The 20,834-nt window shown below is 49.4% G+C and carries 17 protein-coding genes; 14 read left to right on the top strand and 3 right to left on the bottom strand.

The window, feature by feature from the left end; all coding sequences use genetic code 11:
* Window position 1 precedes the first annotated feature (1 nt).
* From ACFS7Z_RS15455 to ACFS7Z_RS15420, 8 genes are all read left to right on the top strand, one after another.
* On the top strand, window positions 2-1,102 hold the full coding sequence (locus ACFS7Z_RS15455; protein ID WP_377486231.1) for a glycosyltransferase family 4 protein: 1,101 nt from the start codon (window positions 2-4) through the stop codon (window positions 1,100-1,102).
* A gap of 81 nt (window positions 1,103-1,183) precedes the next feature.
* Entirely contained in the window at window positions 1,184-2,329 is a 1,146-nt protein-coding gene (locus ACFS7Z_RS15450) for a CgeB family protein (protein ID WP_377486228.1), read from the top strand.
* Window positions 2,319-3,425 carry a CgeB family protein gene (locus ACFS7Z_RS15445; RefSeq protein ID WP_377486225.1) on the top strand — a complete coding sequence of 369 codons (1,107 nt, stop codon included), beginning with the start codon at window positions 2,319-2,321 and terminating at the stop codon, window positions 3,423-3,425. Before ACFS7Z_RS15450 ends, ACFS7Z_RS15445 begins: the two co-directional genes overlap by 11 nt.
* Window positions 3,422-4,525, top strand: a complete 1,104-nt coding sequence (locus tag ACFS7Z_RS15440) for a CgeB family protein (RefSeq protein WP_377486222.1) — start codon at window positions 3,422-3,424, stop codon at window positions 4,523-4,525. Before ACFS7Z_RS15445 ends, ACFS7Z_RS15440 begins: the two co-directional genes overlap by 4 nt.
* 27 nt (window positions 4,526-4,552) lie before the next feature.
* The gene (locus tag ACFS7Z_RS15435) at window positions 4,553-4,900 is read left to right on the top strand and encodes a hypothetical protein (RefSeq protein WP_377486219.1); all 348 of its coding nucleotides are present in this window, start codon (window positions 4,553-4,555) and stop codon (window positions 4,898-4,900) included.
* 91 nt (window positions 4,901-4,991) lie between these two features.
* Window positions 4,992-5,810, top strand: coding sequence for a TIGR04290 family methyltransferase (locus tag ACFS7Z_RS15430; protein ID WP_377486216.1), 819 nt, complete (start codon window positions 4,992-4,994; stop codon window positions 5,808-5,810).
* Window positions 5,811-6,258: 448 nt separating this feature from the next.
* Window positions 6,259-6,822: an NUDIX hydrolase gene (locus ACFS7Z_RS15425; RefSeq protein ID WP_377486213.1), complete on the top strand. Its 564-nt coding sequence runs from the start codon at window positions 6,259-6,261 to the stop codon at window positions 6,820-6,822.
* A 471-nt stretch (window positions 6,823-7,293) separates the two neighbouring features.
* Window positions 7,294-7,797 carry a nitroreductase family protein gene (locus tag ACFS7Z_RS15420; RefSeq protein WP_377486210.1) on the top strand — a complete coding sequence of 168 codons (504 nt, stop codon included), beginning with the start codon at window positions 7,294-7,296 and terminating at the stop codon, window positions 7,795-7,797.
* A gap of 211 nt (window positions 7,798-8,008) precedes the next feature.
* Here the strand turns inward: ACFS7Z_RS15420 and ACFS7Z_RS15415 are convergent, their stop codons facing one another.
* Window positions 8,009-8,701: a TIGR02117 family protein gene (locus tag ACFS7Z_RS15415; RefSeq protein WP_377486207.1), complete on the bottom strand. Its 693-nt coding sequence runs from the start codon at window positions 8,699-8,701 to the stop codon at window positions 8,009-8,011.
* Window positions 8,702-8,857: 156 nt separating this feature from the next.
* Here ACFS7Z_RS15415 and ACFS7Z_RS15410 point away from each other — a divergent pair, with 156 nt between their 5' ends.
* From ACFS7Z_RS15410 to ACFS7Z_RS15390, 5 genes are all read left to right on the top strand, one after another.
* Window positions 8,858-11,413 carry a M14 family metallopeptidase gene (locus ACFS7Z_RS15410; RefSeq protein WP_377486204.1) on the top strand — a complete coding sequence of 852 codons (2,556 nt, stop codon included), beginning with the start codon at window positions 8,858-8,860 and terminating at the stop codon, window positions 11,411-11,413.
* Window positions 11,414-11,597: 184 nt separating this feature from the next.
* Window positions 11,598-12,134, top strand: a complete 537-nt coding sequence (locus ACFS7Z_RS15405; protein ID WP_377486201.1) for a DinB family protein — start codon at window positions 11,598-11,600, stop codon at window positions 12,132-12,134.
* A gap of 183 nt (window positions 12,135-12,317) precedes the next feature.
* Window positions 12,318-13,889: an FG-GAP repeat domain-containing protein gene (locus tag ACFS7Z_RS15400; protein WP_377486197.1), complete on the top strand. Its 1,572-nt coding sequence runs from the start codon at window positions 12,318-12,320 to the stop codon at window positions 13,887-13,889.
* Between the two features lie 201 nt (window positions 13,890-14,090).
* Window positions 14,091-15,530 (top strand): SLC13 family permease, encoded by a 1,440-nt coding sequence (locus ACFS7Z_RS15395; protein WP_377486194.1) that lies wholly within the window; start codon window positions 14,091-14,093, stop codon window positions 15,528-15,530.
* A gap of 102 nt (window positions 15,531-15,632) precedes the next feature.
* Window positions 15,633-15,815 (top strand): hypothetical protein, encoded by a 183-nt coding sequence (locus ACFS7Z_RS15390; RefSeq protein ID WP_377486191.1) that lies wholly within the window; start codon window positions 15,633-15,635, stop codon window positions 15,813-15,815.
* Between the two features lie 265 nt (window positions 15,816-16,080).
* Here the strand turns inward: ACFS7Z_RS15390 and priA are convergent, their stop codons facing one another.
* Complete coding sequence (priA, locus tag ACFS7Z_RS15385) at window positions 16,081-18,612, bottom strand: replication restart helicase PriA (RefSeq protein ID WP_377486188.1); 2,532 nt, start codon at window positions 18,610-18,612, stop codon at window positions 16,081-16,083.
* 225 nt (window positions 18,613-18,837) lie between these two features.
* On the opposite strand from priA, the gene ACFS7Z_RS15380 reads away from it, so the two are divergent.
* On the top strand, window positions 18,838-19,698 hold the full coding sequence (locus tag ACFS7Z_RS15380) for an endonuclease/exonuclease/phosphatase family protein (RefSeq protein WP_377486185.1): 861 nt from the start codon (window positions 18,838-18,840) through the stop codon (window positions 19,696-19,698).
* A 66-nt stretch (window positions 19,699-19,764) separates the two neighbouring features.
* On the opposite strand, the gene ACFS7Z_RS15375 is transcribed toward ACFS7Z_RS15380, so the two are convergent.
* On the bottom strand, window positions 19,765-20,751 hold the full coding sequence (locus ACFS7Z_RS15375) for an ABC transporter ATP-binding protein (RefSeq protein ID WP_377486182.1): 987 nt from the start codon (window positions 20,749-20,751) through the stop codon (window positions 19,765-19,767).
* Window positions 20,752-20,834 lie beyond the last annotated feature (83 nt).

Genomic DNA, 20,834 nt, shown 5'->3' with positions numbered 1-20,834 from the left:
CATGGACGCACGTCATCCTTCAAAAATCCTGATGACTACAGACACGGTAGGAGGGGTTTGGAATTATACAATAGAGTTGGTAGGTGCACTGGCGCCATTTGGCACCCAGGTAGCACTCGCTACAATGGGCGGGCCCTTGAGTGCCGATCAGCGAAGGCAGGTAGAGGACCTGAATAACCTGACCGTGCATGAGAGTAACTATAAACTGGAGTGGATGGACGACCCCTGGGAAGACATCGAAAGAGCAGGAGAGTGGCTGATGGCATTAAAAGAGGATGTGCGGCCAGACATTGTGCACCTGAATGGGTTGGCGCACGGCGACCTGAACTGGGGCGTGCCTGTGGTGGAGGTGGTGCACTCCTGTGTGCAGTCGTGGTGGAAAGCCGTGAAGGACGAGGAGGCACCGAAGGAGTGGAGCAGGTATAAGGAACGGGTAACCCGCAGCCTGCAGGCAGCCAACATGGTGATAGCCCCAACGCAGGCCATGCTGAACCAGGCGGAGGCACTATACGGCCCTTTCCAGGCCAGCACGGCTATCTATAACGGGCGGGCTCAGGATGTCTACAAGTTTGGAAAAAAAGAACCATTCATTTTCAGTATGGGCCGTGTTTGGGACGAAGCGAAGAATATCTCGATGCTGGCGCACATTGCCTCCGACTTACAGTGGCCCGTGTACATTGCCGGAGACGACAGGCACCCTGCCACAGGCCATTCAGTAGACCTTGAGAATGTGCACTTCCTGGGGCAGCTATCGGAGAAAGAAGTAATTGACTGGCTTTCCAGGGCCTCTATTTATGCACTGCCAGCCCGGTACGAGCCTTTCGGTCTGACAATTTTAGAAGCCGCTATGTCTGGCTGTGCTTTGGTGGTAGGCAAAACAGACAGCCTGACGGAGATTTGGGGCAACGCCGCGAAGTACGTGGACCCCAGAAACGCCGATGAGCTGCGGGACACTCTCAATGGTTTAATTGAGGATGAATTCGCCCGCAACATCATGGGTTGCCGCGCAGTAAAACGCTCCCACGGTTACACAGCTGACCCAATGGGCCAGGATTATGATCACATATACCGGCAGCTGCTGCGATCATCCGTAACTGCTTAAACAATTTTGTATAACCGAACTTTGAATGGCTGAATAGAAAAGCATTCCAGGCGGTTATTAACTTCATTTTGAATCAATAATATGAAAATAACCCTTTTCTACCATTCTATACTATCTGACTGGAACCATGGAAACGCCCATTTTCTGCGCGGCATCGTGCGGGAGCTGGAGGAGCGGGGCCACCAGGTGGAGGTGTACGAACCTGAGAATGGCTGGAGTCTGCAGAACCTTAAAGAAGGCTACGGAGAAGAGAAACTGGAAGAGCTGCAGCAGTATTATCCGGGCATCAGCACGAACTTCTACACCCTGGAAAGCTTGGACCTTGACGAAGGTTTGAAAGAATCCGACTTAGTGCTGGTGCATGAGTGGAACGAGCATGAGCTGGTGAAGCGCGTTGGAGAGCACCGCGCCAGAACAGGCCACTATAAACTGATCTTCCACGACACCCATCACCGCGCTGTAACTGAGCGTGAAGCGATGAGCAAGTACGACCTGACGTATTACGACGGCGTGCTGGCTTTTGGGCAAGTGATTAGGGATTTATACCTGAAGGAAGGCTGGGCGAGCAAAGCGTGGACCTGGCATGAAGCCGCTGATACCTCTGTCTTCTACCCACAGGAGGCAGAAGAAAAAGAGGGCGATTTAATCTGGATTGGCAACTGGGGCGACGAAGAGCGAACGGCGGAACTGCACGAGTTCCTGATAAACCCGGTGAAAGAACTGGGACTGAAGGCGAAAATTTACGGGGTACGCTATCCTGACCATGCTAAAAAAGCGCTGGCTGATGCCGGTATTGAGTATGGCGGCTGGTTACCTAACTATAAAGCCGCTGAGGAGTTCGCTAAGTATAAAGTAACGGTGCACGTGCCACGCCGACCGTATGTAGAGGCACTGCCGGGTATCCCGACCATCCGGCCTTTTGAAGCCATGGCCTGTGGCATTCCGTTGATTTCCTCTCCCTGGGAGGATGCCGAAAATCTCTTCACGCCCGGTAAAGACTTTCTAGTGGCCCGCAGCGGCGAGGAAATGAAGCAGCAACTGCAAACTACTATCCTGAACAAACCCGAAAAAGCAAAAGAAGTAGCCGACCATGGTCTCCAGACAATACTGAGTCGCCATACCTGTGCCCACCGTGTAAACGAGTTGGAGAAAGTGTGTGAGGAACTGGATATCGACGCTTCTAAAATATATCTCACTCAAACGGAACAAGCCCTGCATGAAAAATAAGAAACTGAAAATAGCCTTCTTCGGCTCCAGCTTAGTGTCCGCGTATTGGAATGGTGCTGCCACCTATTACAGGGGCATTGTGCGGGCACTAAGTGAGCGTGGCCACCAGGTAACCTTCTATGAGCCCGATGCTTACGACCGCCAGAAAAACCGTGACATGGATGATCCGGACTGGGCAAAGGTAGTCGTATATGAAGCCACCGAAGAAGCTGTGGCAGTTTGCCTGAAAGAAGCAGCCAACGCCGGCATGGTGGTGAAAGCCAGTGGCGTAGGTGTGTTTGATGAACTGTTGGAGCGCGAGGTGCTGCAGCTGCAGACAGAAGAGCGCCTGGTGGTATTTTGGGATGTGGATGCGCCTGCTACTCTGGATCGTGTGCACAACAACACCGAGGACCAGTTCCACCAGCTGATTCCGCAGTACGACATGATTCTGACCTATGGTGGTGGCGATCCGGTAGTGAACGCCTATGAAGCCTTAGGTGCTAAGAAATGCGTACCGATTTATAATGCCCTTGACACCGCCACCCATTACCCGGTAGCGCCGGACCCGAAGTTTGCCTGCGACCTTGCCTTTTTAGGTAACCGCTTACCAGACAGAGAGGAACGCGTGGAGGAGTTCTTCTTAAAAACTGCGGCGGCAACACCAGACAAACAGTTTATGATTGGAGGCAGTGGGTGGGGCGATAAGCCCATGTCTGAAAACGTCAGTTATATAGGCCACGTGTATACAAATGACCACAACGCTTTTAACTGCACACCAAAAGCGGTGCTGAACATCAGCCGTGAAAGCATGGCGCGCTATGGTTTTTCGCCTGCCACGCGTGTTTTTGAGGCAGCCGGTGCCGGTGCCTGCATCATCACCGACTATTGGGAGGGCATTGATTTTTTCTTTGAGCCAGGGAAAGAAATACTCGTGGCAAAGAATGGCGCAGAGGTGAGTGAAATTCTTTCAAATTTATCAGAAGAAAATGCAAAGGAAATAGGAGAAGCTGCGTATAGAAAAGTACTGTCGGCACACACCTACAGCCACAGGGCAGCGCAACTTGAAAAGCTGCTGTATACAAAAGTCAAACACACTAATACAGCATGGGCATGAACATAGTCATACTTGGGTTATCTATCACTTCGAGCTGGGGCAATGGCCACGCAACAACTTTCCGTGGGCTGGTGCGTGAGCTGAATAATCAGAACCATAACGTGCTTTTCCTGGAGCGCGATGTGCCTTGGTACGCTGGTCACCGCGACCTGCCTGATCCGGAATACTGCCAGACCGCGCTCTATACCTCATTAAAAGACTTAAAGCAGCGCTTTACCGAGCAGGTGCGCGAGGCTGATATGGTGATGGTGGGTTCTTACGTGCCGGAAGGCGTGCAGGTAGGGGAGTGGGTTGTGAAAACAGCGCAGGGTATCAAGTCCTTCTACGATATTGACACGCCTGTAACACTAGCTAAACTAAAGCGCAAGGATTACGAGTACCTGCACCCTGACCTCATACCAAAATACGATCTATACCTGTCGTTTACCGGGGGGGCTACGTTGGATTTGCTGGAGAACAAGTATGGCTCCCCGATGGCGCGTGCCTTATACTGCTCTGTCGATCCAACCCTGTATTATCCAGAATTCCAAGAAGCAATCTGGGACCTGGGGTACCTCGGCACTTACTCCGACGACCGTCAGCCGCCTTTAGAGAAGCTGATGCTGGATGCAGCGCGTGCCTGGCCAGAAGGTCGGTTTGTAGTGGCCGGCCCGCAATACCCGGAGACTGTGCAGTGGCCGAAAAACACGAAATACATCCATCACCTGCCACCTGCTGAGCACCGCAAATTTTATAACAGCCAGCGCTTTACGCAGAATATCACCCGTGCTGACATGATACAGGCTGGATATGCTCCAAGCGTGCGCCTGTTTGAGGCAGCAGCGTGCGGTACTCCTATTATTTCGGATTACTGGGAAGGACTGGATTCTATCTTCAAAATCGATTCTGAGATTCTGGTGTCCTATTCTGCTAAGGATACACTCCGGTACCTGCGCGAAATCTGCAAGTCGGAGCGCAAGATGATCGGTGAGCGTGCCCGTAAAAACGTACTGTCTCATCACACAGCAGCCCATCGGGCAAAGGAACTTGTTAGCTATGCGGAAGAGCTCATGACGCTGGATGGCGATCATGATTCGTACGACTACGGAGTAGTTATATAGTTTGTAGAACCTTGCTCTAAGAGCAGCATGATGAAAAAAGCCAGCACCCTGTATATCGTCTTTCTTGCGATACTCTGTATTGCATTGTCCTCTTGCGCGCCTACTATCCATTACCTGGGCGAATCGTATGAGCCGAGCAATGACGTAGAGGTTTTTTACGATGCAAAAGATATCAAAAGAGAATACAAAGTCATTGGCAAAATGACAAATGACAAGGTGGTGGACTATGATGTGGAGGTGGTGAAGGCAAAGATGATAGAGAAAGCGAAGCAGGCAGGAGGCGACGGCATTGTCTTTACTGATGTTGGGGTAGAGCACTCAGATACAGAAGGAGACAGGCTGGCTATAAAAGCGAATCTAATCAAGTACCTATAGGGGAAGCCTGTATCAGTCTTTAACCTTATCACAAACTTCTGCGTTTTCGTACTTTTAGCAGGAGTCATTCTTTACACATTCAAAATCAATTATGCAGGAAATAGAACAGTTAGGACCATGGTTTCATAATTTGCACTTGCCGAATGGGGAGCAGACAGCACCGAATCATTTTTTAGGTGACTTCCCTGCTTTCAAATGGCAGGAACTGGAGCCACATATTCCTGCTGATCTGTCTGGCTGGGAAGTGCTGGACATTGGCTGCAACGCAGGCTTCTACTCCATAGAACTGGCCAAGCGAGGAGCGAATGTATTGGGTATCGACGTAGACCCGCACTACCTGCGCCAGGCTGAGTGGGCTGCCAAACAGTTTGGGCTCGATGATAAAATTGAACTGAAGCAGATGCAGGTATACGATGTAGCGCGCCTGGACCGGCAGTTCGATCTCATTTGGTACATGGGTGTACTGTATCACCTGCGCTACCCCTTGCTCTCCCTGGATATCCTCTCCCAGAAAGCACGCCGCATGATGGTGTTCCAGACACTCACCATGCCAGGCGAAGGAATTTCAGAAAAACCGGAGGATTTTGAGATAAACGACCGCCAGCGGATGCTGGAGGAAAGCTGGCCAAAAATGGCATTTATTGAGAAGAAAATGGCTGGAGACATTACAAACTGGTGGGCACCTAACCATGCAGCCATCGAAGCTATGATGCGTTCCTGCGGCCTGAGAGTAACTGAGCGACCCGGCCATGAAATATACATACTGGAGGTGGACGAGGAGTTGCGGAAAAACCAGCAGTGGAACCACTCAGAGCTTCTTTCAGCTACAGGCCAGGACTGGCAGGAGGCTGTAAAGGAGAAAGTAGCAGGGAAGAATGAATACATGGTAGGGCAAAACGGCAGAAAATAAAACTTTTATAATACCTCAATAGATAAAAAATCAGACTTACAGCAACGCCTGCTCCTACAGCAGGCGTTGCTGTTTTCAGGAGACAAGGCTTAATATTTAATTATTTCAAGCCTAATCCATGAGATGTCAATGCTATCTGCTAAAAACCGTCTGCACGAAGTGAAGCTGATTCCAGTCTTTGGGTTGAGCGCCTTGTAAATGTTGCGGTGCTGAACGCAGTGAGGCAGCCCGCAGCGGAGCGAATAGAGGGCCCCTACCCCCGGCAGCTTCTTTACACAGCGCGATGCCAAAAGACGAGGCCTCTCGGCCCAGAGAGCACAGGCAGTAGCTCTAAAAAAGGCTGCCTTATAAGTTGCTTGATAAGCTGTTGCTACGTCAGCTTAGACAAAATTCAATTTGGAAGGAACTTTAGGAGATAAGGCTTAACTTGCGGTAAGCTTCAAGAAAAATGAAAAACAAGGTACATACCCCGGCACCCTGGAAGGTGCTAAAGTCGGAAATGGTAGTGGATGAGAAATGGTACAAGTTGCGCCGCGACCACGTAGCCCTGCCCGGCGGCCTTGAAATGGATGATTATTATGTGAGCGTACGGCCGAATGTAGTGCTCACTTTTCCGCTTACTGAAGACAACCATGTTATTTTTGTACGACAGTACAAGCATGCTGCAAGTGGTATTTTTATAGAGTTACCGGGTGGCGTGGTAGATGAACACGAAACAGAACCCAGGAAGGCTGCAAAGCGGGAGGTGCTGGAGGAGACAGGCTATACATCAGATGAGATTGAACTGCTGCTGGAAGTGACTGACAACCCAACCAAAGACACGAACAGGATGTACTACTTCCTGGCCCGCAATGTGAAAAAAGTAGCCGAGCAGGACCTGGACGAGGCAGAAGCGATTGAAGTGCTGAAGGTACCGCTTCACGAGGTCGCTAATATGATACTGGATGGTAAGATCAATGTATCCGGTTCTGTAGCCCTTTGCCTGCTGGCCCTCCGAAAGCTAGGGGTATAGCACTTTCCTGTTATTCATGCTCCCTCGTGCCACTTTACTCTTTCAGACTTCCTGGTCCGAAAGTTTTCTGTAGGAAATTTCCTAATCCACATATGCAGAAAAACGCTGATTAGGAAATTCGCATCAGGTGTATTTTCAGAAAGATAAATTCAAAAAGCAGTAATGGCATGCCTAAACTTTTAGTTTAACTCTTTTTTGCAAAAGCCTTACCTTGGAATTGCCACTGCCGCACCGAAAATAAACTTCAGGTATGCTCTCTGGCGTAGCTGTTTCTTCTACTCTTCTGAACCTCTCCTCTTCTTTCAAGTACTATTTTCTAGGCTACTAATAAGGAACAATAGAAAGTATATGCGTGTTATGCTTGTAAATTTAATGTATGTACATTGAATTTAAACTGCATATTCCGTATAAGTGAGAAAGGCGCAAACATCTGTGCTTTAGCTGAGCTTGGAATTAAAAGAATGTAAGACTATGATATCGACAGAGAAAAACATTGCTGTACATAACCTGATTGAGGAGCGTTGGAGCCCCCGCGCTTTTGAAGACAAGTCAGTTGACGAGGAGCAACTGCAGACACTTTTTGAGGCAGCCCGATGGGCACCATCTGCCATGAACGAGCAACCATGGCGCTTCATTTATGCTGTCAAAGAAGACAAGGAAAACTTCGACCGCCTGTTCAGTTGCCTGGTAGAAGGAAACAACTGGGCGAAGCACGCTTCAGCCTTGTTCATCAGCGTAGTAAAATTGAACTACGACTATAACGGCAATCCAAATACCGTTGCTTTGCACGACTTAGGCCTTGCCACTGGAAACCTGTTGCTGCAAGCAACTGATTTAGGATTGCACGTACACCTGATGGGTGGCTTTAAAGCAGAAAAAGCCCGTGAGGTGCTGGGAATACCGGAAGGTTACGCACCGGTAGCGATGGGTGCTGTGGGCTTGCCGGAAATCCTGAAAGCCTTCCTGAAACTTTAAAAGCACGTGAATTGGCACCACGCAAGCGCAAACCTCTGAAGGAGATTGTTTTCAAAGGGGTGTGGAAACAGTAATAATTCCGGAATAGACACCTTTAACTTGAAAGGCTTCCTCAGACGCCGAAGTGTTGCTGATGGAGGTACTAATGAAGTATAGAGTGTAGTGAATTAATAGTGTCAGAGCGCTCCGGCAAAAGTCGGGGCGCTTTGTTTTAGCGCAGGTGCCGCATCACTGCAAAGGGCAGTGGTGCCCACAAAGCGGCTTCTACCTCTGCTGCTTTCAGTCCTTGGTTTACCCAATTGTTGCAGTTCTTAAGAATATAAAACTTTCCGTGCGCTTCATAAAAGGTGTCTTGGCCTGTATACCCTGAGCCTGCAATGTGCTTGTACTTCCCGTTCTCCTGCTGAAAAGAGGCATCAATATACGCTACCAGCTGGCGGTAATGCGCTGCGGATAGCAGAACAGGTTGCTGCCTTTTGGTAGGCGTCAAACGGGAGGAAATATATTCCACGTGCATGGCAGTAGGAGTAGGCCAGAGTGAGGCACGCAACGCTACGCCCAGCGTCAGGTCATCCCATTCAGGTGTTTCCATGTAAAATTGTCGGTCGCCCCAGCCAAAGGCTATATACTGATAGCTGCTGTCAGCGTTCTCAAAGTGATCCAGCGGGATCTTACTCCGCCAGTCAATAACAGCGGTAGCAACAGGCACCACAATATCAGTATGCACCCCGTTGGAAGTGACATATATTTCTATAGGATCTGCGGGTGATGCCTGGGCCTGACTGCTTTTTACAGGTATGCTGCTCAGCACGAAGGCGGATAAGATGAAGAGAATAGCCAGTCCAGCTACTGCACTCAATATCCATAGGATGAAAGAAAAATAAATGCTGACTACACGCTGCATATCCTTACATACGGCAGGTAGAGGTGATAATCTACCTGGAAAAAGCCAACAGTGGCTATAATACCTTATTATGATAGCCTAATTTGCCAGACTCATCATTTTTGCGGAAATTGTACTTCATTTCAAAATTAAAATTCATTTATACTTATTAAGACCATGATGAACACCCTAAAGCGAAATCTCGCTTTGTTGCTGGTGCTGCTATGTGTGCAGGTGGCTGTGGCGCAGGAGAGCGTGCAGTCTCCCGAGCAATTTCTGGGCTACCAGCTAGGTAAACAGTTTACAACACAAGACCGCATATTTGATTATGTAAAGTACCTGGCAGCGAAGGCGCCAAACCGGATGAAAGTGCAGCAGTATGGCCAGACCTACGAAGGACGTCCGCTGATGCTGGCCTACGTAGCATCCGACGAAAACCTGCCGCGCCTGGAGCAAATCAGGGAGAACAACCTGCGCCTGGCAGGGCTGGAAAACGGACAGGTGCAGGGAGAGCAGCCGGCCATCGTATGGCTGAGCTATAATATTCACGGAAACGAGTCGGTAAGCTCAGAGGCAGTGATGCAGGTGCTATACGACCTGGTAGACCCGAACAATGCACAGTCAAAGCAGTGGCTGCAGAATACGGTTATCATTCTGGACCCGATGGTAAACCCGGATGGCCGGGAGCGTTACGTACAGTGGTACAAGCAGGCCTCTAACCAAGGCGGAAATGCCTCTCCCTTTGCCTGGGAGCATTATGAGCCTTGGCCAGGCGGCAGACCGAACCATTATTACTTCGACCTGAACCGGGATTGGGCCTGGCAAACACAAATAGAATCGAAGCAGCGCCTGAAGGAGTACAACAACTGGCTGCCACAGGTGCACGCCGACTTCCACGAAATGGGCGCAGAGTCTCCATACTATTTCTCGCCAGCGGCAAAACCTTTCCACGAAAGCATTACACCATGGCAGCGCCAGTTTCAGAATACCATCGGTGACTATAACCGCCAGTACTTCGACAAAAACAACTGGTTATACTTTACCCGCGAAAACTTCGACCTCTTTTACCCAAGCTACGGCGATACCTATCCTACCTATAACGGTGCTATCGGTATGACTTACGAGCAGGGCGGATCAGGCCGCGCCGGACTGGCTTACAAGAAGCAGGATGGCGACACCCTGACCTTGGTAGACCGCATCGCGCACCACGTAGTGGCCAGCAAAGCGACCATTCAGGCTTCCTCTGAAAAGGCAGACCAGTTGAAGCAGGAGTTCCACAAATACTATCAGAACAACATCAACAAGCCTGCAGGGGAGTACAAAGCGTTTGTATTGAAAGCAGACGGCAGAAGTGCGGCCAACCTGAAATCACTGACCGAGTACATGGACCGCCAGGGAATTCAGTACGGCTATGCCAGCAAAAACACCTCCGCACGCGGCTTTAACTACAGCACCGGCAAGGACGAAAAAGTTAGTATTGGTTCAAACGACCTGGTGATCAGCATGTATCAGCCAAAGTCGACGCTCGTGAAAGTACTGTTCGAGCCAAATGCCCGGCTGGAGGATTCCCTCACTTATGACATTACCTCCTGGTCGTTGCCTTACGCTTACAACATGCAGGCATATGCCTTGAAAGACAGGATTAACGTGAACACCAGCAAGCCGGCAGCCCCTGCTCCGGCTGCTATTGCAATTGAGCGTCCGTATGCGTATCTGGCTCGTTGGAACAACCTGCAGGACCTTAAGTTCCTGACTGAACTGATGAAGCAGGACGTAAAGGTGCGCCAAGCCGAGAAAGCATTTGAGACGGAAGGGCAGCGGTACGAGGCAGGCACTCTAATCATTACACGCACCGGCAACGAGCGCATGGGCGATAAGCTGGATGCTACGGTACGGGAACTGGCGAAGCAATATAATGTAGACCTGAGTGCTACTGGAACCGGTTTTGTGAGCAGCGGTGCTGACTTCGGTTCGGGCAACGTACGTTACCTGCAGGCTCCTAAAGTGGCTTTGCTTTCAGGCGAAGGTGTTTCTCCTTACGGCTTTGGTGAAGTATGGCACTACTTTGAGCAGCAGATTGGCTACCCGGTTACGGTGCTCAATACATCCTACTTTAGCAACGTGCCGCTGAACGAGTTTGATGTACTCATCCTGCCAAATGGTAATTACAGCCGCGTACTGAATGAAGAGACACTGGAGAAAGTGAGGGAGTGGGTGAGTGCAGGAGGTAACCTGATAGCCATGGAAAGTGCAGCTGGTTTCTTAGCTGGAAAAAAAGGCTTCAACCTGAAGAAAAAAGGTGCCGAAGAAGAGAGCAAAGACAAGAGCAAGGTAAAAGAAGAAAACCCTTACAAGAACCTGCGCACCTATGCGAACCGTGAGCGTGAAGCCCTAGAGGGAGAAGTGCAGGGTAGCATCTTCCGGGTGGATTTAGATAAGACACACCCGCTGGCCTTTGGCTACGGCGACTCTTATTTTGCATTGATTCGTTCTGCTGACACCTTCAGCTTCCTGGAAAACGGATGGAATGTGGGGGTACTAAAGAAAAACAACTACACCACAGGCTTCGTTGGCTCCAAGAGCAAAGAGAAACTAAAGGATGCCCTTATTCTGGGAACGCAGGAAATGGGCGGCGGCCAGGTTGTATACCTGGCAGATAACCCCTTGTTCCGCGGATTCTGGCAGGGTGGTAAACTCATGTTCGGCAACGCCGTGTTCCTGGTAGGGCAGTAACTTTGAAGGAAGTGTAGAAAATGAAGAGCAACTATACCTGCTCTTCATTCAGATGTCCGACATTTTAGCTATGATAAGCCCCATGTGCCGGTTGCGGTGCAGGGGGCTTTTTATTTGATGGCCGACACTCGCTTACCTATATATTCGTACCTTGCGCAGCATATATTCTCTTATATTTCGAATAATGCAAACGCAACCTATCATCACTTACCCATCTCCGGAAGAGCACAGCGGCTTTCTTAGCAACTATGTACAGCACGCTAAAACCGATGACCTGATTGAAGGGCTGACAGCCAGCTATGTGTTTATTACGGGCATGATACAAGGCCTTACAGAAGAGCAACTGCTGCACCGTTATACTCCGGGCAAATGGAGTATAAAAGAGGTGATGGTGCACATGATGGATACGGAACGTATTTTCTCGTACCGCGCCCTTCGTTTTGCCCGCCAGGATAAAACCGAACTGCCAGGCTTTGACCAGGACAAGTATGTGCTACCTGCCAAAGCTGATTCCCGCGACATCAATTCAATCATTGCAGAATATACTTCATTGCGTACGGCTACCATTGAGCTCTTCAAGAGCTTTGACGAGGAGGCCCTGCAGCAAAAGGGAGTTGCCAGCGGACTGGAAGTAAGCGTGCGGGCGCTGGGTTATGTTATACTGGGCCACGAGGTGCATCACCAGAAGATTATCCGGGAGCGGTATCTGACAGCTTCTTAAGTAACAAGTAAAAACGCACTGCCAGATTTTCAGGCAGGAGCGTGGGGAGAGAGCTTGCACACGAAGATGTAGCTTTCTTCCTCTTATTTTTAATCAAAGTTTTAACATTAAATTTATTTCGTGTTTAAACTATAATTACTAGGTTTAGTCAAAGAGAGATAAACTCGATAAACTGACTGAACCATGGCGCTTATCACACCCAAGACACAGGCCAAAAAACAAGGATTTCCGCTGATAACATGGTTAGGTCTGGCAGGGTTGTTTGTAATTGCAGTTGTTGCTTATATCACCTTTTCTGGTTCTGACTCAGAGAGTTGGGTGACGAATTTCAAAGGCCTCGGTACAGGTTCTTCTCCCCGAATGGCAGATTTAAACGAAGATGGTATACTGGATGTAATTGTAGGGGCAGGAGGCGCAGAAAATAGCCCGAGCGACACAGCCCTTATCGCCATGGATGGGGCTACAGGCAACGTGTTATGGCATATCTCAGGCCGAAACCAGGTAGTGGGTTCGGCCCTTTTTTATGATGTGACAGAAGATAGTATCGCCGATGTATTCATAGGCGGGCGCACGGCCGAACTAATGGCCGTTAACGGAGCAAGCGGTGAGGTGCTATGGCGTTTTTTCCCTTATGATTATGCGGTGAGCCCTGCTGACTCCGGCATCTATAACTTCTATAACCCACAACTTATTCCGGACCAGGATAATGACGGTAAAAAAGACCTGCTAATCTCTAACGGAGGAGACTATACTGTGAAAGCCCATAACTCAAACAGACCTGTAGGAAAGTTGCTGGTGCTTAGCAGCGAAAGTGGTAGGGTTATCACTGAGGCTAGCGTGCCGGATGGTAAGGAAACATACATGTCGGTAGTGATGGAGAGCCTGAAGAACAATGGCACTGTCGATGTTATTTTCGGTACCGGCGGCGAAACAATTGGCGGTAGTCTCTACCGGACGACACTACAGGACATCCTGAAAGGCGATATCTCATCAGCGGTAGCACTGGCCACTGGCAAATACAAAGGATTTATTGCCCCACCTGCTTTGGCAGATCTCACAGGAGATGGTATATTCGACATCATCGTGAATTCAGTTGACGGACGAACCATCGCCATCAGTGGGGCTGATGACTCGGTGCTGTGGAGCCTAAGGGTGCCGGACACGGAAATTTATTCCACCCCCGCTATCGGCTACTTTAACAAGGATGAAGTTCCTGATGTTTTTACGAATTACAGCATTGGGATATGGCCGATGATAAAGCGTTCAACCCAACGGATGATAGACGGCAGGACAGGAGAAGTGCTGGCTACTGATACCGCTGGAATCTTCTCTTATGCCTCCCCGGTTGTAGCAGATTTCAACAACGACGGCTTTGACGACGTGCTGATGAGTGTCAATAACCTGATCCGCCTTAACCTTTACAATCAAAGCAAGAGCCACATCAGCCAGCTAACTGTTTTTGATTTCAATTATGATGTGAAATACCAGGTAGGTGACACCTTACTTGGTAGTGATGTGGCCAGTACACCCTGGATTGGTGATATGGATGGAGACGGCAAATTAGATATCGTGACCACCACCATTGAACTGAACGGGCAAAAAAACGACATCGATAGGCCAACTAACTTGCGGGTGTTCCGGGTTAGTACGCCTTATGCCATCAAAAATGAGCTTAAGTGGGGAGGGTATATGGGCAGCAATTACGATGGAGTTTTCAGAAGAGAACAGCGGGCAGGCAAACAACCTCTTAACTAATGTAAAGCTTATTTGCATTGGCTATGTTAGGGGAGTATTTGGTATGTGTTGAAAGTCAGCGGTTCTGCATCTAGTCCATTAGCACAACTTTGTACTGACACAGGAATAGAGTAGCAAATCCTATAGCTGAAGGGGCAGCTTTATTAGCAGAAGTATTCTTATATTGTCATTTTATGATGATACTGAAAGCAAACCCTTCTGATGCATTTAACCCGTAGAAATGTAGGTTTGATAGTAGCGCCCATACTGGCTTTGGGCGTGTGGTGGCTTACGCCGGGTTTGACATATGAAGCGAGGGCTGTAGCTACTATCATGGCCTTTTGCCTCGCTTTTTGGATGACGGAGGTTATCCCGCTTTCTATGACAGCTTTTCTGGGTGTGCTGATGGCAGTGATGGTGGGAGTGGCAGACATCACGACAGCCTTTCAGAACTTAGGGCACCCTATCATCCTGCTCTTCATCGGCAGCTTTCTGCTGGCCCGCTCCATGACGCGCCACGGCCTTGACAAACGCATTGCCCTGTTCATCCTTTCCCGGCCGTTCTTCCAGAAAAGCCTTTTCCGGCTGTTCCTTGGCTTCTCCTTTATCTCCTTCCTGCTCTCTATGTGGGTGAGCAATTCGGTTACAGTGGCCATGCTTCTGCCGCTCATGCTGGGGGTAACCCAACTGGTATGTCAGCCGGAACAGGGGAAGAGTCCGGCTGCGTTCTTTCTGCTGGGTATTGCCTACAGCGCGTCTATTGGGGGCATCAGCACCATCATTGGTTCTCCGCCCAACCTGATAGGGGTGAATTACCTGGCGCAACAAGGCGTCACCATCGATTTCCTGCAGTGGATGATACTGGCGCTGCCCATTTCCATCAGCATGTACGGATTGATGGTGCTGTACATGCGCTACTTTCTAAGGAAGAGCAATTATAATCCGGTAGTGGTGCAGGCCTATGTGGCGGAGCACCAGCAGCAACACCAAAAGCTAAAGCAAGGCGAGAAAGTAACCATGGGCGTGTTTATTGTGGCTGTTATCCTCTGGCTGGCACCTGGCGTCTTCAATCTCCTGGGACTGGAGGAAGGATATGCCTTTATGAGCAAATACTTCGCCGAGAGCACCGTAGCCGTGTTGGCGGCACTTTTGCTTTTTCTTATACCGCCGGGGCAGGAGAATAATGGAGAAGGTACCCTCACGGCAGAGGATTTGGTGAAGATTGATTGGGATACCATTTTGCTTTTTGGAGGCGGCATGGCACTCGGGCAATTGGTGGTTACTTCGGGACTGGCAGATGTGATTGGCCGCAGCATTACCACAGTCATTGATCCGGAGAACCAGCTGTTGCTGGTGTTTGTGCTGATTACGCTGGTATTGCTACTGACGGAGGTAAGTTCCAACACTGCCATCGCGATTACGTTTGTACCCATCATCATTGGAGTGCTGCAGGGGTTAAATCTGCCGTTGCTCTACCCGGTACTAGGTGTGGTGGTGGCGTGCAGCCTGGCCTTTATGCTGCCTGTAGCCACGCCTCCCAACGCTATAGTGTACGGTAGCAAGCAGGTTTCTATCGGTGAAATGGCCCGTGCAGGCCTGGTGCTAAACTTATTTGGAGCTGTTGTTACTTCGGCATGGGTGCTGCTTTACATGTCATTATAGGCATAGTAAAGGCATTATTGTGCAGATTAACTATCCCTTCCGGATAGTTTCAACGTTTATAGCGTGATGTCCTACATCTAAAAAAAGAATACCTAAACCACTATGCGAAACCGCAGAATCTATCGTATCGTCGTAACCGTTGCCTGCTTCGTGTTTGCAGGTATGAATGCCTATAAAATTATAAGGGGCTACTACACCTGGGTAGATGTCTTTCTGCTGATCGTCTTTCTTGTTTTTGGAGCAATCTATTTGTACATGCTGTTCAAGCAATCGAAAGAAAGTTAAGGGTGATAAAAAGGAAAAACCTGAGAGTCTACACTGTTCCTTCTGAACAATCAGACCCTCAGGTTTTCAACTTTTAGCCAAAGGTATCTCTCTATACGGAAGAGGTTTAGCTGTGGTTTGTAGTTTGTTATAAAATAGTAAAATATATTTTTTTTGGAGTGAAAGTTGGTTGATTCACGCACTCGGAAAAGTAAATGTACCAGCTGTTATACTCCCTGCAGCTGCTCTGTGAAGCTAACATACTAACTCAAGTACTACCTCCTGTTTACATCGGATCTACATCGGCTACCAGCCGGATACCCTTAAAGTCCGGGAGGAGCTTGAGGTTAAAGATAGCTTGTGCCAGCTGGTCTTTCGCAGCCTTCAGGTTCGTGTTCGCGCGCGGCAGTTTGATGTGTATCTCGTTAAGGAAAAGGTTTCGGATTTTGAAGATGTAGGGAACCTCAGGCCCCAGCACCTGCTGTTTTCCCAGGCGGTCTACCAGGTCTTTGGCCAGTACAATAGCAGCATTTTCAGAAGTCTGTTCGTCCGGGTGCTTTACAGTAATCCGGATCATACGCACAAACGGCGGATAGCCGAACCGCAGGCGCTCCTCAATTTCATGCTCGTAAAGGCTCTCGTAATCATTGTTGCGGACTTTCCTGAAAATAGGCTGCAGCGGGTCGCGGGTCTGGATGAGTACAGTTCCGGGCTTGCCTTTTCTGCCGGCACGCCCACTCACCTGCACAAATAGCTGGTATGCCCGCTCGTGTGCCCTATAATCCGGGAAGTTGATAACCGTGTCTGCATTCAGTATTCCCACCAGACTCACGTTTTCAAAGTCGAGGCCTTTGGTTACCATCTGCGTACCCACCAGCACATTCGTTACCCCGTTTTCGAAATCGGCAATAATCTGCTGATAACTGTTTTTTGTTTTAGTGGTATCCAGGTCCATGCGCTGCACCTCGGCTTTAGGCAACAGCAGCTTCAGTTCGTCTTCTACCTTTTCTGTACCAAAGCCCATGCTTTTGAGTGTGGTAGCACCGCAGGCGGGGCAGTCGTGGGGCATGCGCTCGTGGTAGCCGCAGTAGTGGCACCGCAATTCGCTGTTATATTTGTGGTAGGAGAGACTCACGGCGCAGAACTTACACTTGGGTATCCAGGAGCACTCGTCGCAGGAGATGAATGGGGCATATCCACGGCGGTTCTGGAAAAGGATGACCTGCTCCTCGCGCTGCAGGCGCTCTTCAATAGCCGTCAGCAATTGGCTCGAAAAGTGGCTGTTCATGGCTTTCCGTCGCTGTGCATCGCGCGTATCTATCAGTTCTATGTCTGGTAGCTGCGCCTGCCCGAAGCGTTTGCTCATAGTAACCAAACCCCAGCGGCCGGTTTTGCAGTTGTAGTAGCTTTCGATGGAGGGCGTTGCCGAGCCAAGTAATGTCTTTGCACCTTGCAGGCTCGCCATCACCAGCGCTGTTTCGCGGGCGTTGTAACGTGGTGCCGGATCATATTGTTTATAGCTGGCCTCATGTTCCTCATCCACAATTATCAGCGACAGGCTATGGAAGGGCAAAAAGATAGACGAACGCACCCCCACCACCACCTGAAAGCGGCCGGACAGAATTCCCTGCCATACCTCAGCCCGTTCGTTATCAGAGAACTTAGAGTGGTACACACCCAGTTTCTCGCCAAACACCTTCAGCAGGCGGGTTACAATCTGGGCGGTAAGCGCAATCTCCGGCAGCAGGTACAGCACCTGGCCGCCTGCCTCCAGCGCGTGCTTTATCAGGTCGATGTATACTTCGGTTTTACCGCTGCCCGTTACCCCATGCAGCAGCACCGTATCCTTTTCCTTAAATAATCCCAAAATTTCATCTTTCGCCTGCAACTGGTGCTCCGACAGCGCCATCGGCAGCTGTTGCTGCAAATTGTCCATCGGGAAGCGCGACACAATCTGGTCAAACTGCTCCAGCACGCCTTTTTTTATCAGTGTGTTAATGGAAGAGGCAGAGAGGTGCGGGTTTTTAGAGAGCTCGTTCTTTTCAAGGCCTTTGTAGTTCAGGTTGATGTCTTGGTGCACCGGCACTTTCTGGAGGTAGTTCAGGAGAATGTCCAGCTGCTTGGGCTGCGGGGTAAGCTGGTTAAACAGCTCCTCCAGCATGCCCTCTTCCTGCACAAAGTGCTCTGTCAGGCGCACCTTCTTCACCACCTTCGGCGAGAATTTATCGCTTACCTGCTCATAAATAATAATCGCCTCTTTCTGAATCAGTGATTTGATGAACTTGTGGTAGTTCTTTAGTTGCAGCAGGTTGCCAACTTCCGTGAATGTCAGCGCCTGGTTCTGCTGCAGGGCAAAGATGATTTTCTCCTCCTGCGGGGCAAAAATAATATCGTCCTCCTCCGGGTTATACTGCGGGTGCAACTGTATCCGCGACTCGCTGCTCAGTTTCAGGGCAGATGGCAATCCGGCATTTATCACCTCGCCGAGGGTACACATGTAGTAGTCCGCTATCCACTTGAAGAGCTTAAGCTGCGGCCCTGTTACTATCGGGGTATCATCCAGCACATCCAGTACATACTTCGCCTGGTAATCGGCGGGGGCATTTTCATGTATATCCGCTACAATGCAGCTCAGCACCCTTTTCCCTCCGAACTGCACAATTACCCGCGCACCCACCATCACGTTGTCGTTCATCTCAAACGGAATGCGGTAGGTATATAACTTGGGCAAGGGCAGTGGCAGGATCACATCGGCAAATAAGGTGACGCGATCCGTAGCCGGCTCTGGTGGGAAATTAAAATTTAAAAGCTCTGACAAGGGTGGTTTCTACTTTAGCTAAAGGCAAAGGTCGTAAATTTTTGATGATTATGAAGCATCTGCGCCTGCACATGTAACCTTCACCTGGCTGTGTTTACTGCTACAAGCCAGTGAGGCACAGGTTAAACTTAACAGCGACATGAGCAGAAAATTAGTATATTTATTCCGATACTAGGGAGCAGCGGGTTTTTTTATTGCTCTGGAAAGAAAAACTAAATTCAGGTTATGTTAGGAAAGACTTTACTCATCTTGAGCCTATTGACGCTATGCTGTAGCATCAGTGCGGTGGCGCAGTCCAACACCATGCGTGTGGCCACTTACAACATCCGGTATGACAACGTGAATGACACGCTGAATGCCTGGGCAAAACGCCTCCCGGTAATGGCGGACCAGATAAAGTTTCACGACTTCGATATTTTTGGGACGCAGGAGGTGCTGGCACACCAGTTGAAGGGCTTGGCAGAAGCGCTGCCAGCTTATGGGTATATAGGAGTGGGCAGAGATGATGGCAAAGAGAAAGGAGAATATGCTGCTGTATTCTATGACAAAAACAAATATGCGCTGCAGAAGCAGGGACATTTCTGGCTTTCCGAAACTCCTGAAAAGCCCAGCAAGGGATGGGATGCCGCCATTCCGCGTGTCTGCACCTGGGGTCAGTTCCGCGACAAAGAAACCGGTTATTCCTTTTACTTCTTCAACGTGCATTTCGACCACATCGGAGAACAGGCACGGAAGGAGAGTGTGACGCTGGTGCTACAGAGAATAAAGCAGATAGCCGGAAATGCGCCCGTTGTCCTTGCCGGTGATTTCAACTTCAGCCAGAAAGATGAGAAGTATACCACCCTCAGTACCTCTGGCACGCTAAAAGACGCTTATCAACTGGCAGCAGTGCGCTATGCACCCAGAGGCACTTTCAACGGTTTTGAAGCTGACAGAAAAACTGATGAACGCATAGACCACATCTGGCTCAGCCCTGACTTCAAAGTAATCCGCTACGGCATTTTGACGGATACCTATGGCGACGGAAAATTCCCCTCTGATCATTTTCCGGTGGTGGCAGACGTAACGTATACTGTCAAGAGGTAGGGAAAGTGCCTTGGTTGAGGATGGGGTATACGAGGCTGGGTTTTCAACCTGGTACTTTAGCCTGTACTATAAATACGACACGTTTTCCGGAGAAAGGGAAATATAAACTGTGTCGCCTTTTGCGATGTTGCCTTTTACTGTTTTTACTGTAACTGTCGCATTTCCGGGGAGGGAAACCTTAAGTTCGTAATAGCTGCCATAGAAGGTTACTTTACTCACTTTTCCTGTGAGCGCCTCTTGACCTTCTTCTACAATTCTTAAATTTTCGGGACGAATAAGCATCCGCTTCCCATTCGGTTTTATGCCCGGCAGCTTAGAGAAAGCGGTTGCTTGTGCAGGAGGTAGCAGGTTATAGCTCCCGAATAGCCCAGCCACATACTCGTTAACAGGTTGCCTGTACATTTGCTCGGGTGTTCCCTGCTGCAGTACCCGGCCAGCCTTCATCACCAGTACTTCATCAGCCCACGAAAGAGTGTCCAGCGGATCATGCGAAGTCAGGACACAGGTAATTTTTAATCTTTCGCCGATGTCGCGGATAACAGACTTTAGAACATTCTTGTGCACTGCATCCAGGTTGGAGTAGGGTTCATCAAGCAGCAGTAGCTTAGGAGAGGAAATAAGCAATTTGGCCAGGGCAATGCGTTGTTTCTCACCTCCTGACAGGTGGTCTGTCCGCCGTGGCAACAGGTGATCGATGCGGCAAACTCCGTACAACAATTCAGCTTCTTCACCTGGCAGTGTGTTGGCGTACTTCAGCACTTGTTCCACTCTTAAAGACTTAGGAAGTTCAAAGTGCTGCGAAAGATAGGAGATACCCGGATGCCCTGGTATCAATTTATCTAACGGGCCAATCACCTTCCTGTCTTCAAAAAACACTTCGCCCGCATCCGGCTGCACCAGCCCGGCTATAATTTTCAATAGGGTACTTTTGCCAGCGCCGGTTTCTCCTGCAATAGCTATTTTCTGAAACTCCTCTTGAGTAAAGCTGATGTCGTGTAAGGTAAAATCCCCCTTTTCCTGTATTGATATTCCGGAAACGCTTAATAAACTCATTTTAGGGGATGGATTTGTCTATGGGATGAGCCTTTTTACTAGCTCTTAAAATATTGATACCGTTAAGCTTATTGCTTTCATTG

Origin of the sequence: Pontibacter toksunensis, from assembly GCF_042686245.1 — a bacterium.
Lineage (GTDB): Bacteria > Bacteroidota > Bacteroidia > Cytophagales > Hymenobacteraceae > Pontibacter > Pontibacter toksunensis.
This window is presented reverse-complemented; position numbering and strand designations above follow the sequence as displayed.

Bases quoted from the DNA above. Each gene is read 5' to 3' on its own strand.
- ACFS7Z_RS15455 (WP_377486231.1), top strand. From the start codon at position 2: ATGGACGCACGTCATCCTTCAAAAATCCTGATGACTACAGACACGGTA.
- ACFS7Z_RS15450 (WP_377486228.1), top strand. From the start codon at position 1,184: ATGAAAATAACCCTTTTCTACCATTCTATACTATCTGACTGGAACCAT.
- ACFS7Z_RS15445 (WP_377486225.1), top strand. From the start codon at position 2,319: ATGAAAAATAAGAAACTGAAAATAGCCTTCTTCGGCTCCAGCTTAGTG.
- ACFS7Z_RS15440 (WP_377486222.1), top strand. From the start codon at position 3,422: ATGAACATAGTCATACTTGGGTTATCTATCACTTCGAGCTGGGGCAAT.
- ACFS7Z_RS15435 (WP_377486219.1), top strand. From the start codon at position 4,553: ATGATGAAAAAAGCCAGCACCCTGTATATCGTCTTTCTTGCGATACTC.
- ACFS7Z_RS15430 (WP_377486216.1), top strand. From the start codon at position 4,992: ATGCAGGAAATAGAACAGTTAGGACCATGGTTTCATAATTTGCACTTG.
- ACFS7Z_RS15425 (WP_377486213.1), top strand. From the start codon at position 6,259: ATGAAAAACAAGGTACATACCCCGGCACCCTGGAAGGTGCTAAAGTCG.
- ACFS7Z_RS15420 (WP_377486210.1), top strand. From the start codon at position 7,294: ATGATATCGACAGAGAAAAACATTGCTGTACATAACCTGATTGAGGAG.
- ACFS7Z_RS15415 (WP_377486207.1), bottom strand. From the start codon at position 8,701: ATGCAGCGTGTAGTCAGCATTTATTTTTCTTTCATCCTATGGATATTG.
- ACFS7Z_RS15410 (WP_377486204.1), top strand. From the start codon at position 8,858: ATGATGAACACCCTAAAGCGAAATCTCGCTTTGTTGCTGGTGCTGCTA.
- ACFS7Z_RS15405 (WP_377486201.1), top strand. From the start codon at position 11,598: ATGCAAACGCAACCTATCATCACTTACCCATCTCCGGAAGAGCACAGC.
- ACFS7Z_RS15400 (WP_377486197.1), top strand. From the start codon at position 12,318: ATGGCGCTTATCACACCCAAGACACAGGCCAAAAAACAAGGATTTCCG.
- ACFS7Z_RS15395 (WP_377486194.1), top strand. From the start codon at position 14,091: ATGCATTTAACCCGTAGAAATGTAGGTTTGATAGTAGCGCCCATACTG.
- ACFS7Z_RS15390 (WP_377486191.1), top strand. From the start codon at position 15,633: ATGCGAAACCGCAGAATCTATCGTATCGTCGTAACCGTTGCCTGCTTC.
- ACFS7Z_RS15380 (WP_377486185.1), top strand. From the start codon at position 18,838: ATGTTAGGAAAGACTTTACTCATCTTGAGCCTATTGACGCTATGCTGT.
- ACFS7Z_RS15375 (WP_377486182.1), bottom strand. From the start codon at position 20,751: ATGAGTTTATTAAGCGTTTCCGGAATATCAATACAGGAAAAGGGGGAT.